General features: G+C 59.9%; 20 protein-coding genes. 14 read left to right on the forward strand and 6 right to left on the reverse strand.

Going from position 1 to position 19,442, the window contains the following annotated elements:
• Together LKD23_RS07050 and LKD23_RS07055 are read left to right on the forward strand one after the other, a co-directional pair.
• The coding region (locus LKD23_RS07050) for a hypothetical protein (RefSeq protein ID WP_227621033.1) at positions 1–244 on the forward strand (244 nt) is incomplete at its 5' end.
• A gap of 199 nt (positions 245–443) precedes the next feature.
• Positions 444–1,127, forward strand: a complete 684-nt coding sequence (locus tag LKD23_RS07055; protein WP_227621034.1) for a 5'-methylthioadenosine/adenosylhomocysteine nucleosidase — start codon at positions 444–446, stop codon at positions 1,125–1,127.
• Positions 1,128–1,205: 78 nt separating this feature from the next.
• On the opposite strand, the gene LKD23_RS07060 is transcribed toward LKD23_RS07055, so the two are convergent.
• The 3 genes from LKD23_RS07060 to malQ form a co-directional block, all read right to left on the reverse strand.
• Positions 1,206–1,646 (reverse strand): hypothetical protein, encoded by a 441-nt coding sequence (locus LKD23_RS07060; RefSeq protein ID WP_227621035.1) that lies wholly within the window; start codon positions 1,644–1,646, stop codon positions 1,206–1,208.
• 54 nt (positions 1,647–1,700) lie between these two features.
• The gene (locus LKD23_RS07065) at positions 1,701–2,498 is read right to left on the reverse strand and encodes a GGDEF domain-containing protein (protein WP_227621036.1); all 798 of its coding nucleotides are present in this window, start codon (positions 2,496–2,498) and stop codon (positions 1,701–1,703) included.
• Positions 2,499–2,652: 154 nt separating this feature from the next.
• A complete protein-coding gene (gene malQ / locus LKD23_RS07070) occupies positions 2,653–4,230 on the reverse strand; it encodes a 4-alpha-glucanotransferase (protein WP_227621037.1) in 1,578 nt (525 codons plus the stop codon).
• A 399-nt stretch (positions 4,231–4,629) separates the two neighbouring features.
• Between malQ and LKD23_RS07075 the strand changes: the two genes are divergently transcribed.
• Genes LKD23_RS07075 through LKD23_RS07090 form a run of 4 tightly spaced genes read left to right on the forward strand, consistent with a single transcriptional unit; the run spans position 4,630 to position 7,888 of the window.
• Positions 4,630–5,814: an alanyl-tRNA editing protein gene (locus tag LKD23_RS07075; RefSeq protein ID WP_227621038.1), complete on the forward strand. Its 1,185-nt coding sequence runs from the start codon at positions 4,630–4,632 to the stop codon at positions 5,812–5,814.
• Between the two features lie 37 nt (positions 5,815–5,851).
• The gene (gene trmB, locus LKD23_RS07080) at positions 5,852–6,616 is read left to right on the forward strand and encodes a tRNA (guanosine(46)-N7)-methyltransferase TrmB (RefSeq protein WP_227621039.1); all 765 of its coding nucleotides are present in this window, start codon (positions 5,852–5,854) and stop codon (positions 6,614–6,616) included.
• Positions 6,609–6,788 (forward strand): DUF6472 family protein, encoded by a 180-nt coding sequence (locus LKD23_RS07085; protein ID WP_227621040.1) that lies wholly within the window; start codon positions 6,609–6,611, stop codon positions 6,786–6,788. Before trmB ends, LKD23_RS07085 begins: the two co-directional genes overlap by 8 nt.
• A 14-nt stretch (positions 6,789–6,802) precedes the next feature.
• Positions 6,803–7,888 carry a putative ABC transporter permease gene (locus tag LKD23_RS07090; protein WP_227621041.1) on the forward strand — a complete coding sequence of 362 codons (1,086 nt, stop codon included), beginning with the start codon at positions 6,803–6,805 and terminating at the stop codon, positions 7,886–7,888.
• A 47-nt stretch (positions 7,889–7,935) separates the two neighbouring features.
• Here the strand turns inward: LKD23_RS07090 and LKD23_RS07095 are convergent, their stop codons facing one another.
• Positions 7,936–8,856 carry a nucleotidyltransferase family protein gene (locus LKD23_RS07095; protein WP_227621042.1) on the reverse strand — a complete coding sequence of 307 codons (921 nt, stop codon included), beginning with the start codon at positions 8,854–8,856 and terminating at the stop codon, positions 7,936–7,938.
• A gap of 153 nt (positions 8,857–9,009) precedes the next feature.
• Between LKD23_RS07095 and LKD23_RS12880 the strand changes: the two genes are divergently transcribed.
• The 3 genes from LKD23_RS12880 to LKD23_RS07105 all read left to right on the forward strand — a co-directional run bounded on the left by LKD23_RS12880 (position 9,010) and on the right by LKD23_RS07105 (position 11,007).
• Positions 9,010–9,141: a hypothetical protein gene (locus tag LKD23_RS12880; RefSeq protein ID WP_255668161.1), complete on the forward strand. Its 132-nt coding sequence runs from the start codon at positions 9,010–9,012 to the stop codon at positions 9,139–9,141.
• A gap of 9 nt (positions 9,142–9,150) precedes the next feature.
• Entirely contained in the window at positions 9,151–9,924 is a 774-nt protein-coding gene (locus LKD23_RS07100) for an SDR family NAD(P)-dependent oxidoreductase (RefSeq protein WP_227621043.1), read from the forward strand.
• 273 nt (positions 9,925–10,197) lie between these two features.
• Entirely contained in the window at positions 10,198–11,007 is an 810-nt protein-coding gene (locus LKD23_RS07105) for a gluconate 5-dehydrogenase (RefSeq protein ID WP_227621044.1), read from the forward strand.
• A 97-nt stretch (positions 11,008–11,104) separates the two neighbouring features.
• Here the strand turns inward: LKD23_RS07105 and LKD23_RS07110 are convergent, their stop codons facing one another.
• Together LKD23_RS07110 and LKD23_RS07115 are read right to left on the reverse strand one after the other, a co-directional pair.
• Positions 11,105–11,389, reverse strand: coding sequence for a helix-turn-helix domain-containing protein (locus LKD23_RS07110; protein ID WP_227621045.1), 285 nt, complete (start codon positions 11,387–11,389; stop codon positions 11,105–11,107).
• A gap of 683 nt (positions 11,390–12,072) precedes the next feature.
• Positions 12,073–12,318 carry a hypothetical protein gene (locus LKD23_RS07115; RefSeq protein WP_227621046.1) on the reverse strand — a complete coding sequence of 82 codons (246 nt, stop codon included), beginning with the start codon at positions 12,316–12,318 and terminating at the stop codon, positions 12,073–12,075.
• A 296-nt stretch (positions 12,319–12,614) separates the two neighbouring features.
• Here LKD23_RS07115 and LKD23_RS07120 point away from each other — a divergent pair, with 296 nt between their 5' ends.
• The 5 genes from LKD23_RS07120 to thrS all read left to right on the forward strand — a co-directional run bounded on the left by LKD23_RS07120 (position 12,615) and on the right by thrS (position 19,390).
• The gene (locus LKD23_RS07120; RefSeq protein WP_227621047.1) at positions 12,615–13,253 is read left to right on the forward strand and encodes an RpiB/LacA/LacB family sugar-phosphate isomerase; all 639 of its coding nucleotides are present in this window, start codon (positions 12,615–12,617) and stop codon (positions 13,251–13,253) included.
• 14 nt (positions 13,254–13,267) lie between these two features.
• Positions 13,268–13,636 (forward strand): DUF1622 domain-containing protein, encoded by a 369-nt coding sequence (locus tag LKD23_RS07125; RefSeq protein ID WP_227621048.1) that lies wholly within the window; start codon positions 13,268–13,270, stop codon positions 13,634–13,636.
• A gap of 315 nt (positions 13,637–13,951) precedes the next feature.
• Positions 13,952–15,694, forward strand: a complete 1,743-nt coding sequence (locus LKD23_RS07130) for an ammonium transporter (protein ID WP_227621049.1) — start codon at positions 13,952–13,954, stop codon at positions 15,692–15,694.
• A gap of 201 nt (positions 15,695–15,895) precedes the next feature.
• A complete protein-coding gene (locus LKD23_RS07135; RefSeq protein WP_227621050.1) occupies positions 15,896–17,167 on the forward strand; it encodes a chloride channel protein in 1,272 nt (423 codons plus the stop codon).
• A gap of 438 nt (positions 17,168–17,605) precedes the next feature.
• Positions 17,606–19,390 carry a threonine--tRNA ligase gene (gene thrS / locus LKD23_RS07140; protein ID WP_227621051.1) on the forward strand — a complete coding sequence of 595 codons (1,785 nt, stop codon included), beginning with the start codon at positions 17,606–17,608 and terminating at the stop codon, positions 19,388–19,390.
• The last annotated feature ends 52 nt before the right edge of the window (positions 19,391–19,442 follow it).

Genomic DNA, 19,442 nt, shown 5'->3' on the forward strand with positions numbered 1-19,442 from the left:
TGTCCTGCTGACCGCGGCCCCAACAGCTCCTCCCTGTATCCGCCGCAGGCGGCGGTCGTCGCTGTTGCGCATTTTTTGTGCTTCTCCCATTTACGGCTCCGCCGAAGATTTCACCTTTCTACTGAACTTCACGTCCTGCAAGGGCGTAACACCCGCTGCGAAGCAGCAAGTCGGAGAAACGAGAAAAAAGCGTTTAGCGCAGCGGCCAGCTTTTTTCCGTTTCGACCTCTCCTTCGGGGTCTGAAAGGGGCGAGCAGCCCCTTTCTCGTGCCTCCCGCGCCTCGAAAGTAGCGGGTGCTTTTCTGGTTCTCTTTTGGCACGCAAAAGAGAACTTAGCCTTACCGAAAGAGCGCTCTATACCCGCGCCACAAGCGCACCACACCGTCCCCCCTTTTTCTTATTTCTTCGATCGTCAACCACGATTCAAAACAATGAGGTCTGATATGATTTTAGGTATTATGGGCGCCATGCCCGACGAAGTAGACCAGCTCTGTGCCAAGCTGGAAAACGTCACTGTAGAGCCCTACGGCGGCGTGGAATATCATAAGGGCACACTGGCCGGCAAGCAGGTGGTGGTCTGCTGCGCAGGCATGGGCAAGGCCAACGCCGCCGCCACCACGCAGGTGCTCATCACCAAGTTCGGGGCCGAGAAGATCATCTTCTCCGGCATTGCAGGCAACATGACCAGCAAGATCGGCATCGGTGATGTGGTCATCGGCAAGACGGTGCTCTATCACGACGCCCAGCTGGATATGATCTGCCAGAACCCGCCCTTCCTGAAGGAGTACACCGGCGACGCCACTCTCATCGCTGCCGCCGAGAAAGCCTGCGCCGATGCAGGCGTCAAGGCTCTGATGGGCAAGATCGCCACCGGCGACCTGTTCGTGGGCGACAGTGCCACCAAGGCCGCCATTGAGGCCAAATGCGCCCCCGACTGCGTGGAGATGGAGGGCGCAGCCGTGAGTCAGATCGCCGCCAAGAACGGCGTCCCCTGCGTCATCCTCCGCGCCATGAGCGACAACGCTGACGAAGACGGCCACGAAGTGCTGGTCGTCAAGAAGTTCAGCATCGGCGAGTATGTCGCTACCGCGACCAAAATCGTCGCCGCAATGGTCGAGTCCCTCTAACTGCACCTGCAAAAAGCTCCTGCCGCATTGTCCGGCAGGAGCTTTTTCTATCGCCGCACCAGAAGTTTCAGCAAAACCTCAAAGATACTGTTCCAGCTTCAGCCGGTTGTCCTCCTCAAAATCCTGCAGCTTCTGCATCAGCCGCTTCGACCCGGGCGCGGCGTCGGGATAGTCCTTCTGGGATTTGATGCAGTCCATGACCCCCATGCTGCTGCCCTGCGTGAGCATCTCGGCGAGGTTGCGGGTGGATTTGTCGGTGATGGTCTTCATGCCGATGCTCACCTTGGTGTTGAGCTTCGCCATGGCGCTCTGGCCCTGTGCCGAGCCGCCGCAGGCGTCGATGGCCGCGTGGGCCTCCTGATTGAGCTGGCGGTAGATGTTGCGCTGGCGCAGAAGCTCCGCCTTGAACTGCTCGTTGTCTGCCATCGGCACCAGCTGGTCGAGCGTGTTCTTTCCCATCTCGGTGTTCTGCACGATGGCTTCCAGCATATTGAGGTTGTCGTTTTTCTGGTTTTCCATACAAAAATCCCCCTTTTGAGTCTATTCTCTCTCAAAAGGGGGATCTTATGCATCTTATTCGCCGTCGTAGACCCGGTCGCCGCCTGCGGCCTGCGCAGCGGCCAGCCGCTTTTGGCACAGGTCATAGAGGGCGTCCCAGTTCTTGCAGCGCACCTCGCGGGTACCGGCCACGCCAATGGACTGGGTGAAGGGCACCCGGCGCATCAGTCCCACCGAGGCCACACACTCCTTGGGCATCCCGGCGTAGATGGCTTTCAGCTCCTCTTCCAGCTCGCGGCGGGTGCGGTCGGCGCAGCCGATGGCAAACAGGGTGTCGCTCAGGCGGCAGACCACCCGCTCGGCAGGCTGGTCGAAGTGCTTTTTCCACTGGTTCGCCACGAAGCAGACCAGCTGGCCCATGACCGCGTCGTTCTCCCGGGCGGAAAGGGCTGCTGCGTCGTCGATGGACACCAGCGCCAACGCCGCACAGCGGTGGCGGTCGGTCCATTCGTCGAGCTTGGTGCAGAACTCCGTCTCATAGTAGCGGCGGTTGAACACCCCCGACAAGAAATCGTGGTTCATATCGTCGCGGCACAGTTCCCGCTCCCGCGGGGTCATCCGGTCTTCGGGCAGGTCGCTGCCTGCCAGCGGCGCAGTCATCTGCAGCTGCCATACCTTGCCGTCTGCCACGACGCAGCGGCGCAGCACACAGTCCACCTGACCGCCGCGCAGCTCGTAGTCCACCATCAGACCATCGTCCTGCCAGCAGCGTGCGGCATCCTCGTCCACCTGCGTCAGGCTCACATCCTGAAACACAGGCTGCGAACTTTCGACGAATTGCCGCAGGTCCTGTTCCGTCCATTCCTTTTTCATGCGTTTCTCCCCATCTTCCGTGCCGGGTTCTCCTTCCCGGCGCTCTGCCTTTGCACAGTTCTTATGCCCGACTGTGTCTCTTTCGATTATAGCACGATGGCGGGGCGCTTACCAGCAAAACGCACAATTTTCAAAAAGATTTTTTACAATTCCGTCAATTTGAGGTCTTCTCTTCTTTTTCGACCGGCTCCTTGGCGCGGCAGTAGACCGCACACTCGGCCTCAATGCGGCCGGCCAGCAGGGCCGTATCGAAGCCCTCTGCGGCACGCCATGCCCAGTTGCCGCCCAGCTTGCCGGGGGTGTTCAGATGGGCCTCCGCGCCCAGCCCCAGCCAATCTGCCATGGGGATGATGGCCCGGTCGGCCACCGAGCCGAGGGCGGCGCGGAGAAGGGCGATGCGGGCGGCATCCGTCCTGACGGCTGCCACCTCCTTGGCGGTGGGCTTGCAGGGGGTCAGGTGGAGGTAGGCGGCAGCGTTGGCCTTCTCCTTGGCGGGGGCGGCGTTCACCCACCAGTCGGTGAGGGTGGTGTTGTCGTGAGTACCCGGGTAGACCACGCTGTTCTTGACGTGGTTGTGGGGCAGATACTCGTTGTCGCCGCCGCCAAAGGCGAACTGAAGGACCTTCATGCCCGGGAAAGTGCTGTCGGCCAGCAGCTTGCGGACACTGGGCACGAGGTCGCCCAGATCTTCGGCGATGATGGGCAGCTTGCCGAGGGCCGCTTCCAGCGCACGGAACAGGTCCATGCCGGGGCCGTTCTCCCACTTGCCGGTACGGGCGGTGGAGCTGCCTGCCGGGATGGCCCAGTAGGTGTCAAAGCCTCGGAAGTGGTCGATGCGGAGCAGGTCGTAGATCCCGAGGGCATGGCGGACGCGGCGCACCCACCATGCATATCCGGTCTGTTTATGATATGGCCAGTTATACAGCGGGTTGCCCCAGAGCTGGCCGTCGGCGGAGAAGTAATCCGGCGGGCACCCGGCCACGCGGGCAAAGCCGCCCTGCGCGTCCAGCTCGAACAGCTCGCCGCCCACCCATGCGTCCACCGAGTCGGCGGAGACATAGATGGGGATGTCGCCGAGGATCTTTATGCCCTTTTTGTTTGCGTAGTCCTTGACCTTCTTCCACTGGACTGCAAACTCATACTGCAAGAATTTCCAGAAACCGATCTCCTCTTCCTGCCCGGCGGCGAACTCTGCCAGCGCTCCGGCGTCCCGCAGACGGTACTCCCGGGGCCACTCGGCCCAGCTCTTCATCCCGTTGGCGGTCTTGAGGGCCATGTACAGCGCGTAATCGTTCAGCCAGCTCTCATTCGTGAGGGTGAACGCATAGTAGTCGTCGGGGTAATAGTAGGCACAGCCGAAGCGTCCGGCGTACTTCTCCCGCCATGCGGCATAGGCCGCCCGCAGGACCTTGTAGCGGCTGGTGTAGAGGGTGCCGTAATCCACCGAGAGCGGGTCGGTGCCCCACGGCTCTGCCTTGAGCTGGGCAGCGGTCATCAGGCCGTCGGCCTTGAGCGCGTCGAGGTCGATAAAATAGGGGTTGCCCGCAAAGGCGGAGCAGCTCTGGTAGGGGCTGTCGCCGTAGCCGGTAGGGCTGAGGGGCAGCAGCTGCCAGATGTGCTGGCCCGCAGCGGCCAGAAAGTCCACGAACTTGAGCGCCTCGGCGCCAAAGCAGCCAATACCATAAGGGCCGGGCAGGCTGGACACCGGCATCAGGATTCCACTTTCACGCATGATGATACCTTCCTCGTTTTTCAAATTTCCGGTTTCGCTGTTTTCTATCATAACATAAGCCAAGACTATTTTCCACAGGCAAAAAACGTGGTATACTTGATTTTATCGGGAAGGCGGCTTGCCCTCTCCGTCACGGCTGACGCCGTGCCACTGCCCGGGTTGCGGCACCCAGCATCCGCTTCGTGCTTTAAAAAGCACTTGCGTCTTGCTGGCCGCGGCCCCAACAATGATTCCTTGTTTCCGCCACTGGCGGCGGTCATCATTGTTGCTCCCAAGGGGAGAGGCAGAAGCTCCCCGGCAGGTTAAAGGCTCTCCCTTTGGGAGAGCTGGACGCGAAGCGGCCTGAGAGGGCAAGCCGCTTACCGGCCGATAGTTCTTAGATTCAGGAGGTATCGTGCCATGCAGCGCACGGAAAAATATTTCGAGAAAGACGCATTCCGCAAAAGTGCCGCCGGGGTCATCCTTGCGGCAGAGGCGGACGCAAAGACCGGCGGCGGGCGCATCGCTCTGGACGGCACGGTGTTCTACCCCGAGGGCGGCGGACAGCCTGCCGACCGGGGCACTCTGACCCTCGCCGACGGCACGGTGCTGCACGTCACCGATGTCCACGAGACGGGCGGCGTCATCTGGCACACAGTAGATGCCCTGCCCGAGGCGGCACAGCCCGGCACCGCCGTCACCGGAGCCATCGACTGGGCGTGGCGCTTCGACAAGATGCAGCAGCACACCGGCGAGCACATCCTCTCCGGCATCCTGCACCAGATGTTCGGGGCCGAAAACGTCGGCTTCCACATCGGCTCTGACGCCGTGCGGATGGACACCAGCGTGCCCATCTCTGCCGAGGGCCTGCGGGAGGCCGAGACTGCCGCCAACCGGGTCATCTGGGAGGATGTGCCGGTGGTCATCACCTACCCCACCTCCGAAGAGCTGGCGGCTCTGACCTACCGCAGCAAGAAGGAGATCGCCGGGCAGGTGCGCATCGTGACCATCCCGGGCGCGGACGTCTGCGCCTGCTGCGGCACCCACACCGCCACCACCGGTCAGGTGGGCCAGATCAAGATCCTGGCCTCCGAGAACTACAAGGGCGGCGTCCGGCTCAGCGTGGTCTGCGGCGGGCGGGCCTTGCGGGAGGCGCAGGCCATGCGGAGCCGTCAGGCCGACATCGGCGCCCTCCTCTCGGCCAAGGCCGACCAGACCGCCGTGGCCGTCCACCGGGTGTACGACGAGTACATGGCCCTGAAATTTGCCCATTTTGGCCTCTGTCAGCAGCTGTTCGACGCCATGGCCGCACAGCTCGGCCCCGACGAGACCGCCATCCGGATCGTTCCCGGCCTCGACCCGGACGGCCTGCACCGTCTGGCTGCGCGGCTGAGCGAGGCCACCACCGGCCTGTGCGCCGCCCTGACCCCCAACGAGAAGGGCACCGGCTACTGCATCGCACGCTCCGGCGGCGATGTCCGCCCCCTCACCAAAGCCCTCAACGCCGCCCTCAATGGCCGCGGCGGCGGCAAGCCCGGCATCTGTCAGGGCAGCTGCACCGCCACACCCGAACAGGTGGAGGAATTTTTGAGGAAAGCTCTGTAAGCACAAACTTTTTACGTCACAAGGAGAATACGATCTTATGAGAATGCGTTTCAAGCCCTATGCCCACGACGAACTGATGGCCGCCGATTTTCACGTCCACGACCCCTTTGTCTGGGGCGGCAAATGGCACAGCCAGTATGCCCGCCCGGAGCAGCCCTTCGTGCTGGAGCTGGGCTGCGGCAAGGGCGGCTTCCTCTCCCAGCTGGCCTCTGCCCACCCGGAGAACAACTATCTGGGCATCGACATCACCGACAAGGTGCTCATCCTCGCCAAGCGGAAGATCGAAGCGGCCTACGCCGCCGCAGGCCGCCCCATCGACAACGTGAAGATCATGAGCACCGACATCGAGCGCATCAAGGGCGTCATCACCCCGGAGGACACCGTCAGCCGCATCTACATCAACTTCTGCAACCCCTGGAGCAAGAACGCCTCCTCCAACAAGCACCGCCTCACCTACCCCCGCCAGCTCATCCAGTACCGCGATTTCCTCAAGGACGGCGGCGACATCTACTTCAAGACCGACGACGACGACCTGTTCCGGGACAGCCTGAGCTATTTCCCCGCCTCCGGCTACGACATCATCTGGCAGACCTACGACCTCCACGAGAATGAGCCGGAGTGGAACATCCGCACCGAGCACGAGGGGATGTTCACCGAGATGGGCATTAAAATCAAGGCCCTCATCGCCCGCAAGAAGGCAGGCGACGACTCTGTGACGTGGGTGGAGCCGAAGGTGCTCAAGAAGCTGGCCGCACAGGCGGAGGCCGAAGCCAAGGCCGCCGAGGGAGAAGCCAATGTCTGACCCCTGTGAAGCCTGCCTGAACAACCAGCAGGACGAGTACGGCAGCTATTACTGCGCCGTGGGCGGCGCACTGGACGAGGATGAGATGGCCCGCTATCTCTCCCGCACCACGTCGGCCTGTCCTTATTTCGAGCCGGGCGATGAGTACAAGATCGTCCGCAGGCAGAATTGAATGGAGGTGTTCCCTTGTCGTTTTTCCTCAACACGGCCATCTGTGGCTTTTCGCTCTACCACATCCTCGCATTTTTCCTCATCTACTCCTGTCTGGGCTGGTGCCTCGAGGTGGTGTATGCCGCCGCCACCACCGGCCAGCTGGTCAACCGCGGCTTTCTCAACGGCCCGGTCTGCCCCATCTACGGCTTCGGCATGATTTTAGTGCTCTTCTTCCTCACGCCGCTGGAGGACAATCTGCTCTTGCTGTATCTCGGCGGCGTCCTCCTTCCCAGCGTGCTGGAGCTGGTGGGCGGCTGGGTGCTGTATAAGCTCTACCGCACCCGGTGGTGGGATTACAGCGATAGGCCCTTCAACATCGGGGGCTATATCTGCCTCGAGTTTTCGCTGCTGTGGGGCGTAGGTGCCCTCCTGATGGTCAAGGCCGTCCACCCCGCCATCGCCGCGCTGGTGGACATCGTGCCGCCGCTGGTGGGCTTCATCCTCATGTGTCTGCTCTACGCCGTGTATGCCGCCGACGTGGTCGCCACCGGCATTTCTGCCTCCGATCTGGCCCGGGAGCTGGACGCCCTCGAAAAGGTGGCCGACAGTATGCACGCTGTCAGCGACGCCATGACCGAGATCCTCGGCACCACCGCGATGGACATGGACCAGAAGATGGACGAGAGCCGGCTGCAGCTCAAGCTGGCCGCCGCCGAGGCCCGGGACAACTACAACAAGCTGTCGCCCCGTGAGGCCGCTTCCACCATGCGTGCCCGCGCCGACGAAGCGATGGAGGCCGCCCGCCGCGCCTCCCAGACCGCCCGCCTCAACGCTGCCGAGGCCGCTAAGGCCGTCAAACTGGCCGCACAGGGCAAAGCCGAGCAGACCGCCTCGCTGCTGCAGCTGGAGCAGCTCAAGGACGAGCTGGCCGCACGGGCGCAGGTCATGCAGGCCCGCACCCGCCGCAGCACCCATCTGCTGGGCAAGGGCCGTATGCTCCGCGCCTACCCCAAGCTGAAGCATGGCCAGAACAACCGCTCCCTCAACAGCCTCCTCGAGCAGCTTGAGAAGGAATACCCGGATTATTTCGACCACAACAACACCTTCGGCATCCAATAAACAACAAAAAACGGCTGGGAAGCACGCTGTCCCAGCCGTTTTTCTATTCAGGCCCAGAGGTTTTCCGGGTAGAGCCCGTCCGCTGTCTTTCGGGCGATGGCCTCCACCACCACAGGCTTATCCTCGCGGTAGGTGACGCCGTACCACTGGTCGGTGCTGCGCAGCACCTTGACAGCGGCTTTCTTTTCGCCGATAAGCTCGCTGACCACCAGCGGCAGGAAATACTCGCACTTGAGCGGGTTCTTTTCCAGATTCTCGTCCAGCCAGCGGGCGAAGCGCCGGTCGGCCTCCTGCACGAAACTTTCGCCGAAGCCCCAGAGGTTCATGCTCACGGGGGTGTCGCCGGGCAGGTCGGCCCAGCTCTCGCCGCCGTCCTCGGTGTAGTGGATGCCGTCGGCGTAAGTCTCGATGCGGGTGTGCTCGGTGACGCTGCGGAGGGTGCTGTCCTCGTTGAGGGCACAGATGCCCCGGGCCACGCTGCCGTTCTCCGAGACGGTGTTCCGGAGCAGGTAGCTCACCATGCAGTAGTCGTAGACCTCGCCGTCGGTGTGGGTGGAAAGATAGTCGTAGATGACCTTGAAGGCCTCGGGGCCGTAGTAATCGTCCGCATTGATGACGGCGAAGGGGCCGTGAAGATAGGGCTTTGCCGCCAGCACGGCGTGGCAGGTGCCCCATGGCTTGACGCGGCCCTCGGGGATGGTGTAGCCCTCGGGCAGCTCGTCCAGCTGCTGGAACGCATACTTCACGTCCATCGCCTTGGAGACCCGCTCGCCGATGGCGGCTTTGAAGGCGTCCTCGATCTCGTGCTTGATGACGAAGATGACCGTCTCAAAGCCTGCGCGGCGGGCGTCATACAGGGAATAGTCCACGATGACCTGACCGCAGGGCCCCACCGGGTCGATCTGCTTCATCCCGCCGTAGCGGCTGCCCATGCCGGCCGCCATGACCACCAGAACCGGTTTGTTCATATGTTCTCTCCTCCTCCGAAGGGTGTCTTGCAAAATACGGCTCTATTATACTCCAAATCCCGCCGGACAACAAGACAGAGCTGTGCTTTTCTATGGATTCCGGTGCGCCTCCGTGCTACAATGGGGTAAAACAAAAGAAAGGAAGTCCCCGCCATGTACACTGCATCCTCTGCACGCTGTTCCACCCTGCCCTACCACTTCGGCGACACCGCCGCCCTCAACAACACCCGCTTCACCGACGAAGAGCTGAACGCCATCGACCAGGTCTCCGGCTTTGCAGAATAAGGAGGAACCATGTCTAAAACTGTATGGATCACCGGCGCATCCTCCGGCATCGGCCGGGAGTTCGCCCGCCGGTATGCGCGCCTCGGCTTCCGGCTCATCCTCACCGCCCGCCGCACCGACCGGCTCGAGGCGCTGGCCGCAGAGCTGACCGTCAAATACAACACCTTCTGCCGCATCCTGCCCGCCGACCTCGAGCAGGAGAGCGCGTGCGCCCGCCTCTGCGAGGCGCTGGCCGACGAGCGGCTGGATATTTTCATCAACAACGCAGGCTTCGGCGTCTGCGGCAGCTTTCTTGAGACCAGCGGCGAAAAAGAGCTTTCCATGGCGAAGGTCAATGTGCTGGCCATGCACCAGCTGTTCAAGTTCGCCGTGAAGAAGATGGAGGCGCAGGGCTTCGGCACCGTGCTGAATGTGGCATCCTCCGCCGGGCTGCTGCCGGGCGGGCCGTATATGGCGGGCTACTATGCCACCAAGGCCTACGTCGTCAGCCTGACCCGGGGCGTGGCGGAAGAGCTGCGGGAGCAGCACAGCCCCGTCTACGTCTGCGCTCTCTGCCCCGGCCCGGTGGACACGGAGTTCAACGACCGGGCCGACGTGGTCTTTGCGCTGCGGGGCATCCGTCCGGAGTTCTGCGTCGAGGAGGCCATGCGGGGGATGCTCCGCCACAGGACCATCATCGTGCCCTCGGCCCTCATGCAGGCCGCGACAGCGGCCCAGCGGCTCGTGCCGATGCCCCTTCTCATGCCCATCGTCGCCCGCCAGCAGAAGAAAAAACTGGGCTGAGGGATCATTGTGTGCAACAAGCAGCAATCTCAGCCTTTGTAGCCCGCCTTTTTATGACGATTTCACGAAAACGCAGCAAAATGCGTAAAAATTTGCAGTAATTGTACCAAGAAAATGCCTTGACAGTCGGAATAAAAAATGCTACTCTAGTATACAAGAGGGCGCATGGCCGGACGGCCCGCCGCCGCTTCCCGTGACGGCAGGTATGGGCCATTGGTATAGCCCGGCAGCGCAGCGCCCTGCAAAGCAAAATTTTGATTGGAGGACTTTATCATGGCACAGTGTACTCCCAAATCCTTTGACCTGACCGGCAAGGTCGCGCTCATCACCGGCGCATCCTACGGCATCGGCATGGCGATCGCCAAGGCAATGGCCGCAAACGGCGCTACCATCGTCTTCAACGACCTCAAGCAGGAGCTGGTCGATAAGGGTCTGGCCGCCTACGCCGAGGCTGGCATCAAGGCCCACGGCTACGTCTGCAACGTCTGCGACGAGGACGCCGTCAACGCAATGGTCGCAAAGATCACCGAGGAAGTCGGCCACATCAACATTCTGGTCAACAATGCCGGCATCATCAAGCGCATTCCCATGACCGAGATGACCGCTGCCGAGTTCCGTCAGGTGGTGGACGTTGACCTGAACGCCCCCTTCATCGTCTCCAAGGCTGTCATCCCCGACATGATCGCTCAGGGCGGCGGCAAGATCATCAACATCTGCTCCATGATGAGCGAGCTGGGCCGTGAGACCGTCTCCGCCTACGCTGCTGCCAAGGGCGGCCTGAAGATGCTGACCAAGAACATCGCCTCCGAGTACGGCGAGTACAACATCCAGTGCAACGGCATCGGACCCGGCTACATCGCCACCCCGCAGACCGCACCTCTGCGCGAGCGTCAGCCCGACGGCAGCCGTCACCCCTTCGACAGCTTCATCGTCGCCAAGACCCCCGCAGGCCGCTGGGGCGAGGCTGAGGATCTGGGCGGCCCCGCCGTCTTCCTCGCCTCTGCCGCTTCCGACTTCGTCAACGGCCTCATCCTGTACGTTGACGGCGGCATTCTGGCTTACATCGGCAAGCAGCCGCAGTAATTTCCAATATGCAAATTGCACCCGCAGCGCCCCTTTCGGGGGAGCACTGCGGGTGCTTTTCTTATTTTAAACATCTGAGCAACCGTCCTTTGTTTTTTCAATCTGGCATATCACATATCATCCGCAAAACAGAAAGAAGGATTTGCTCAAACTTTTTGTCCTTACAATTTTCTTCTCTGAAATTTCGGATAATACTCTCGTCCACCTCCAGAGCCTTTGCATAGTCTCTTAAGAGTCTGTCCGACGGAAACTTTTCGCCGTTTTCGATAGCATGGATGTATGCGGGGGTAATGCTGAGCTGTTCTGCCAGTTCTTTAATACTCAGTCCTTTTCCTATTCTCAAAAGATGGAATATGTTTGTGTTACGTTCTGCTTTGGCCATAGTAAAGTTCCTCATCATAAGATGGCAATCGAATACATTGCAAAGCTTTCCGGCTAAGTCAAAAACGCATTGTTTTTAATATTTCTCCTTTAATTGATTTCTTTTCAAATTTTCATTTTGATTTTTTAGTATCCATTAATAAACCTCCTTTGATTCGCCAATACATCTCAATCGGATTTCTTATCGTATATGCGGTGCCTTTTGGCACCTTCGCCGTGAGGATAACTTGCAATATCCTTGTCTTTCCACTAAAAACATCCGTCCTTCCTAATATCTACAGTTTCGGAGTATTCAAATAAATCAAACTAATCAATAACGCCAAAAACTATATAATATGATGAAATCCTCATTGTAAAAAGTCACTTCTATTCATCATGACAAATCATATGCCTCGAAACATTTTATAAATTTCGATTTATAGATTTTATAATAAATATAAAAGAAATTCATAGTCTTAAAGCACACATTGGCCGTTGTCTAATCAAATCAAAATATTTTCTCATAATTATTCAATCCTTTCAAATCAAGGCATTCATGGTTTATATATTTAAAATCCATAATATAAATAGTGCAAAAACAGTTCAGTCCCAGCTACTATACATTTCTTTCAGAAGCCTTTATAAAAACGCCGTCCTCAGACGCGGATGCCCGACGCATCCGCGTCTGAGGACAGCCTGTTCAACTCAGAGTTTCCGATGGGAGAAGAGTATCTTAAAGAACATCTTCAAGATACTGATTAGCTCCATAGTAAATTGATTCGCAATGTTTGAAAGCGTTGTTTCCAGCAAAAGGTTGATGAGGAGAATACTCATCCAGATTGCACCCTTGAACGAAGGATTTTCTCTCACTTTCGTACAAGCACCTGCTGCCTTCTTCCATTTCTTTAAAAGACATTGCTTCAATTTCTGTTTCCATGTACGTTTTTTCATAGCTGGCCTCCTGACTATTTTTTGCATCAGCCAGAAAGCTCTGCGATGTATTCGATTGTCAAAGAGCAAGAAATTAGTATGGCTATATATTATCACGGTATTTGATAAATGTCAACTAAGTTTAAATTTATATTCTTTGTTGTATTTTTCATCTTTAATTGTCCTATAATTCCATTATTTTACTGGATGATTGACTTTTCTTCTCCAACAGGATACACTGATGTTATATAAAATGCGTCTTTTCCGCATTTTCGGAAAAGGACATACAAATTTACGCTTACAGGAGGATTTTCCCCATGAAGATCGCACTCATCAACGAGAACAGTCAGGCCGCAAAGAACGGCATCATCGAGGCCGCTCTGAAGAAGGTCGTGGAGCCGATGGGCCACGAGGTGGTCAACTACGGTATGTATGCCGCCGATGACGCCGCCCAGCTGACCTATGTGCAGTGCGGCATCCTCGCCGCCATCCTGCTGAACAGCGGCGCTGCCGACTACGTCATCACCGGCTGCGGCACCGGCGAGGGCGCCATGCTGGCCCTGAACAGCTTCCCCGGCGTCATCTGCGGCCATGTGGAGGACCCTGTGGATGCTTACACCTTCGCCCACGTCAACGACGGCAACGCGGTCGCCATGCCCTTTGCCAAGGGCTTCGGCTGGGGCGGCGAGCTGAACCTTGAGTACTGCTTTGAGAAGCTGTTCGGCTTCGGCCACGGTCAGGGCTACCCCAAGGAGCGGGTCGAGCCGGAGCAGCGGAATAAGAAGATCCTCGACGGCGTCCGCGCCGCCACCTTCAAGCCCCTCATCGAGTGTCTCAAGAGCATCGATCAGGATCTGCTGAAGGGTGCCATCGCCGGTGAGAAGTTCCGCGAGCTGTTCTTTGCCTCCTGCAAGGACGAGGAGCTGGCCGCCTATGTCAAGAGCCTGCTGGTCTGAGCGGTGACGTGAAGATGACTGCCCTGTATCACCTGAACGAGAACATCGCCCATCTGCTGGAGGGCTTTCTGGAATCCGCCGTCCCCCTCATCGCAGGACTGGCGGAGGCCATCGGCCTGTTCATCATCGTGACGAGTCTGGCCCGGGCCACCTATCACTATGTGCGGACGACCTTCTTCCACGACCGGTACGACTTCCACCACGAGATGAGCACCGGCCTGACGACGGCGCTGGAGTTCCTCATGTCGGCAGAGATTGCCAAGACCTTTCTTTTGCAGAACCTCGAGTCGGTCGTGCCGCTGGCCGCGACCTTCGCGCTGCGGGCGCTGATGAGCCTGCTGCTCCATGTCGAGATGCGGGCGGGCCACACCGAGGAAAAATGATGTCTGCCAAAGTTTTCTTTGCCCCTTCTTTTTCGGTTTGTGTAAAATGTCAAAAATAGCGTTCTGCTCTTGACACTTTGACCAAACCGCTCTATACTTTTGCCATCGAAAGCAAAGGCGCTGACGGATGAAGATCCGGTCAGCGCCTTTTGTATTTCCGGGGGAGGCTTGTCCCCTGCGGCCAAGGAAGAGATAGAGGGCTTCCTTTTCCGGATTTTCCGCGCTGCTGCGCAGATAGAGGGACGCAGCAGCCGGGTGTGCACGCGCTGCCGGGCTGGCACCCGGCGGCAAAATATGTGGGGAGGTATCTGCGTTATGTTCAGCTCCATCAACACCTGTTGGACGCTCGTGGGAGCGTTCCTCGTCTACTTCATGCAGGCCGGCTTCGCGCTCTGCGAGGCAGGCTTCACCCGCGCCAAGAACACCGGCAATATCCTCATGAAAAATATGATGGATTTTTGCATCGGCACGCCCTGCTACTGGCTCATCGGCTTCGGCCTGATGTTCGGCGGCACCGGCGCTCTCATCGGCGGGTTCGACCCCTTCATTCAGGGCGATTATTCCCATCTGGGCCTCGACATCCCGCTGTGGGTGTACATCGTGTTCCAGACCGTCTTCTGCGCAACGGCCGCCACCATCGTTTCCGGTTCGATGGCTGAGCGCACCAACTTCAAAGCCTACTGCGTCTACTCCGCAGCCATCTCGCTGGTGGTCTACCCCATCTGCGGCCACTGGATGTGGGGCGGCGGCTGGCTGCAGAGCATGGGTTTCCATGACTTTGCCGGTTCCGCAGCCGTCCACAACGTCGGCGGCGTCATCGCCATGCTGGGCGCTGCCCTGCTGGGACCCCGCATCGGCAAGTACGACAAGGACGGCAAGCCCCACGCCATTCCCGGCCACAACCTGACCGCCGGTGCTCTGGGCGTGTTCATCCTCTGGTTCTGCTGGTTCGGCTTCAACGGCGGCTCTTCCCTGAGCCTCTCCACCGATGAGACCATGACCCTGACCGGTCTGGTCTGCTTCAACACCAACCTTGCGGCGGCTGTGGCCACCTGCGTGACCATGCTCTTCACTTGGAAGCGGTACGGCAAGCCGGATGTCTCCATGACCCTGAACGGCTCTCTGGCCGGCCTGGTCGCCATCACCGCAGGCTGCGACACCGTTTCTCCCTTTGGCGCTTTCTTCATCGGCTTTGTGGCCGGCATCCTCGTGGTGCTGAGCGTCGAGTTCTTCGATAAGGTCGCAAAGATCGACGACCCCGTGGGCGCTGTCTCCGTCCACTTTGCAAACGGCGTCTGGGGCACCATCGCCGTCGGCCTCTTCTCTGACGGCGGCAACGGCGTCGGCAAGGGCCTGTTCTACGGCGGCGGTCTGAGCCAGCTGGGTATCCAGCTGCTGGGCCTCGTCGTGGTGGATGCCTACGTCCTCATCGTCATGTTCCTCATCTTCAAGATCATCGACAAGACCATCGGCCTCCGCGTCCCCGCTGAGGTGGAGATCGACGGTCTGGACATCCACGAGCACGGTCTGGCTTCCGCCTACGCAGGCTTCGCTATCTCCGATGCAAACTCCGCCGCCATGGTCCCCAACGAGAACACCGACCTCGGCGAGGACGATGCCTCCAAGGCTTCCGCCAAGCAGATCGACGCCGCCGTGCCAGTGGTACGTGAGGCTGCGGTCATCCACGACGGCATCTACGACACCGGTATGCACAAGGTGTCCATCATCGCCAAGCTTTCCAAGTTCGACCAGCTCAAGAGCGCCCTGAACGATCTGGGCGTCACCGGCATGACGGTCACGCAGGTCATGGGCTGCGGCATCCAGAAGGGCACCCCCGAGAAATACCGCGGCGTGCCGGTGGACAGCACCCTGCTGCCCAAGATCAAGGTGGAGGTCATCGTCTCCAAGCTCTCTGTGGACTCCGTGGTGGAGGCCGCAAAGAAGGCTCTTTACACCGGCCACATCGGCGACGGCAAGATCTTCGTCTACAATGTGACCCGCGTGGTCAAGATCCGCACCGGCGAGGAAGACTTCGCCGCCCTGCAGGACGTGGAGTAAGCGTTCTGCCCCAAACTTCATACGCTGTCCCGCCGTGAGGCGTGACGATATTGTTCTCCTTTTTCCTTTTTTCTGATAATTCCAAACACAGCTCAAAGCCCCGCTCCTTCGCACAAGGGAGCGGGGCTTTGGCGTTTCTTGACAGCGTCCGGTCTCCGTGCTATCTTTGGGGGAGCAGGAACAAAATACAGGAGTGTCAATATGAAAGATTTTCTGAAAAAGGAGCTTTATTCCCTTCGGGCCGTGACGGCCATTCTGGCCCGCTGGCTGCTGCTGGCCGTCCCCACCGGCCTCGTCTGCGGCGCAGTGGGCACGGCGTTCCATCTTGCGGTCGAACACGTCACCGAGTGGCGGGGCGAACACGTCTGGCTGCTCTGGCTGCTGCCGCTGGCGGGCCTCGCCATCGTGGCCCTTTATAAGCTGACCGGCTGTGAGGGGATGGGCACCAACAATGTCATCCGGGCCGTCCACAGTGGTGAGAGCGTCAGCCCGCTGCTGGTTCCGGCCATCTTTCTGGGCACCGTGCTCACCCACCTCTGCGGCGGCTCGGCCGGCCGCGAGGGCGCGGCGCTCCAGATGGGCGGCAGCATCGGCTACAACATCGCCAAGCTCTTCCGCTTCTCCGACCATGACCGCCGCACGGCCACGGCCTGCGGCATGGCGGCGTTCTTCTCGGCGCTGTTCGGCACGCCGCTGGCGGCGACCCTCTTCGGCATCATGGTGGAGGACGTGGGCCTTGCGTTCTCGGTGGCCTTTGTGCCCGGCTTCGCCGCCGCCCTCATCGCCTACGGCGTCTCGCTGGCCTGCGGCATCGCCCCCACCCACTTCGGGCTGACCGCACCGGCTCTCTCCCTCGACACGGCCCTTCTGGCGGCGGTGCTGGGCGCAGCCTGTGCGCTGGTGTCCCGGGGGTTCTGCTGGCTCCTCCACACAATGGAGCACGAAATGCCCCGCCGTCTGCCCAACCCGTGGGTGCGGGCCGTCGTGGGCGGCGTGGCCGTGGTGGCCCTGTCCTACCTGATGGGAGTAGGGCGGTACAACGGCGCGGGCATGGGCGTCATCACCGCTGCCATCGAGCAGGGGCAGGCCCTGCCGTGGGACTTTCTCTGCAAGATGCTGCTGACGGCCCTGACCCTCTCCGCGGGCTTCAAGGGCGGCGAGGTCGTACCCAGCTTCTACATCGGCGCGACCTTCGGCTGTGTGTTCGGCCCGCTGCTGGGCCTGCCCGCCGGGTTTGCGGCGGCGGTCGGCCTCATCTCGGTCTTCTGCGGCGCGACCAACACCCTCATTCCCTCCATCCTGCTGGCCTATGAGCTGTTCGGCGGGGTGGGCCTCGAGCTGATCGCGCTGGGCTGCGGCGTCTGCTATATGCTCTCGGGCACCCACGGGCTCTACAGCAGCCAGCTCTTCGTCACTGAGAAGCTGCTGTCGGAGTACACCGCCAGCTGGGGAGAGCGGCTTCGCCATCATTGACCTCTTTCATTTTCCAGCGATGAGGCCTTGATTTTTTCTGCGCTCCGTGCTACAATTACTCGTAGTTTCATCCTGTGATGCACACAGCGTGCGGCATTTCTGCCGCCAGTGCGTCAAAATCAAATGTCCTAAAACGATGATGCGGACAAACCGAGGTCCCGTTTCTCCATGCCGCAGAGAGGGCTGCCGTCCGGAAGGACGCGCTGCAAGCAGCCTGCCATGTGCCGGACTTCTACCACCGCAGAGTGCAGAGGTGAACCTCTGCCGGGTGCGCCCGTTACAGCACAGCGAGTGGCGTGCAGCAGCGCGCAATTCGGGTGGAACCGTGGAACGCAGTTGAGTCTTTCAAAGGCGCTTCATCCCGTAGAGCATATACGGGGTGAAGCGTCTTTTTTGTCGTACCCAAACGCATTTTTCATCTCAAAAAGGAGCAATATCATGAAGATCATCTATAAGGACGGTCATGTGGACGAGTGCCCGCAGGATCAGGAACTGCACGTTATCCGTCACACTGCAGCCCATGTCATGGCGCAGGCCATCAAGCGCCTCTACCCCGAGGCTGACTTTGCCTTCGGCCCCGCCACCGAGAACGGCTTCTACTACGACGTTGACCTCGGCGACACCAAGCTGACCGACGAAGATCTTGCCAGCATCGAGAAGGAGATGCGCAAGATCACCAAGGAGAATCTGGCCATCAAACCCTTCATCCTGCCCCGCGCCGAGGCCGTCAAGCTGATGGAGGAGCGCCACGAGAACTACAAGATCGAGCATATGGCCGATCTGGCTGACGAGACCGAGTTCAGCTTCTTCCAGCAGGGCGAATATGTCGATATGTGCATCGGACCCCACCTGACCTACACCAAGGCTCTGAAGGCCTTCAAGATCACCCAGCAGTCCGGTGCATACTGGAAGAACGACAAGGAAAACAAGATGCTGACCCGCATCAACGGCGTGGCTTTCCGTAATCAGGAAGAGCTGGACGCTTGGGAGAAGGAGCAGCAGGAGGCCCGTGAGCGCGACCACCGCAAGATCGGCAAAGAGATGGGCCTGTTCATGACCGACGACCTCGTGGGCCGCGGCCTGCCCATGTTCCTGCCCGCAGGCTACACCGTCTGGCAGGAGCTGGAGAACTATATCAAGGAGAAGGAGCGTGCCCGCGGCTACCTGCACGTCATGACCCCCTGCATCGGCACCGTGAACCTCTACAAGACCTCCGGCCACTGGGACCACTACCGCGAGAATATGTTCCCCGCCATGGAGATGGAGGGTGAGAGCTATGTCCTGCGCCCGATGAACTGCCCCCACCACATGATGATCTACGCCAACCGTCCCCACTCCTACCGCGACCTGCCCATGCGCATCGGCGAGATCGCACACGACTTCCGCTATGAGTCCTCCGGCACCCTGAAGGGCATCGAGCGCGGCCGTCACTTCTGCCAGAACGACGCCCACCTGTTCTGCACCCCCGAGCAGATCAAGAGCGAGGTCGCCGACGTCTGCAACCTCATCTTTGAGACCTACAAGGACTTCAACATCACCGACTACCGCTGCGTGCTGAGCCTGCGCGACCCCGCCGACAAGAAGAAGTACCATGACGACGACGCCATGTGGAACCACGCCGAGAACGCTCTGCGCGAGGTGCTGACCGAGCTGGGCATCCACTTCACCGAGGAGATCGGCGAGGCCGCCTTCTACGGCCCGAAGCTGGACGTCAACGTCAAGCCCGCCGTCGGCGCAGAGTACACCCTGTCCACCTGCCAGCTGGACTTCTGCCTGCCCGCAAAGTTCCACCTGACCTATGTGGACAAGGACGGCACCGAGAAGACCCCCGTGGTCCTGCACCGCGCAATTCTGGGTTCTCTCGACCGCTTCATGGCCTACCTCATCGAGGAGACCAAGGGCAAGTTCCCCACCTGGCTGGCTCCCGTGCAGGTCAAGGTCCTGCCCGTCTCCGAGAAGACCCTCGAGTACGCCGAGGCCATCACCGAGAAGCTGGTGGAGGCCGGTGTCCGCGTGGCTCTGGACGACGACAACCAGAAGATCGGCTACAAGATCCGCGCCGCACAGCAGGTGGATCGCGTGCCTTATATGCTGGTGCTGGGCGCCAAGGAAGCCGAGGCCGGCAACGTCTCCGTCCGTGACCGCAAGGGCGAGACCACCACGATGGAAGTGGATGAGTTCATCGCAAAGGTCACTGCCGAGATCAAGAACCGCAGCCTGTAAGCTGTAATACGAACTGCAAAAAATCCCCTCAGCCGTTTGGCTGAGGGGATTT

The sequence above is a fragment of the Faecalibacterium butyricigenerans genome (assembly GCF_020687345.1).
Taxonomy (GTDB): domain Bacteria; phylum Bacillota; class Clostridia; order Oscillospirales; family Ruminococcaceae; genus Faecalibacterium; species Faecalibacterium butyricigenerans.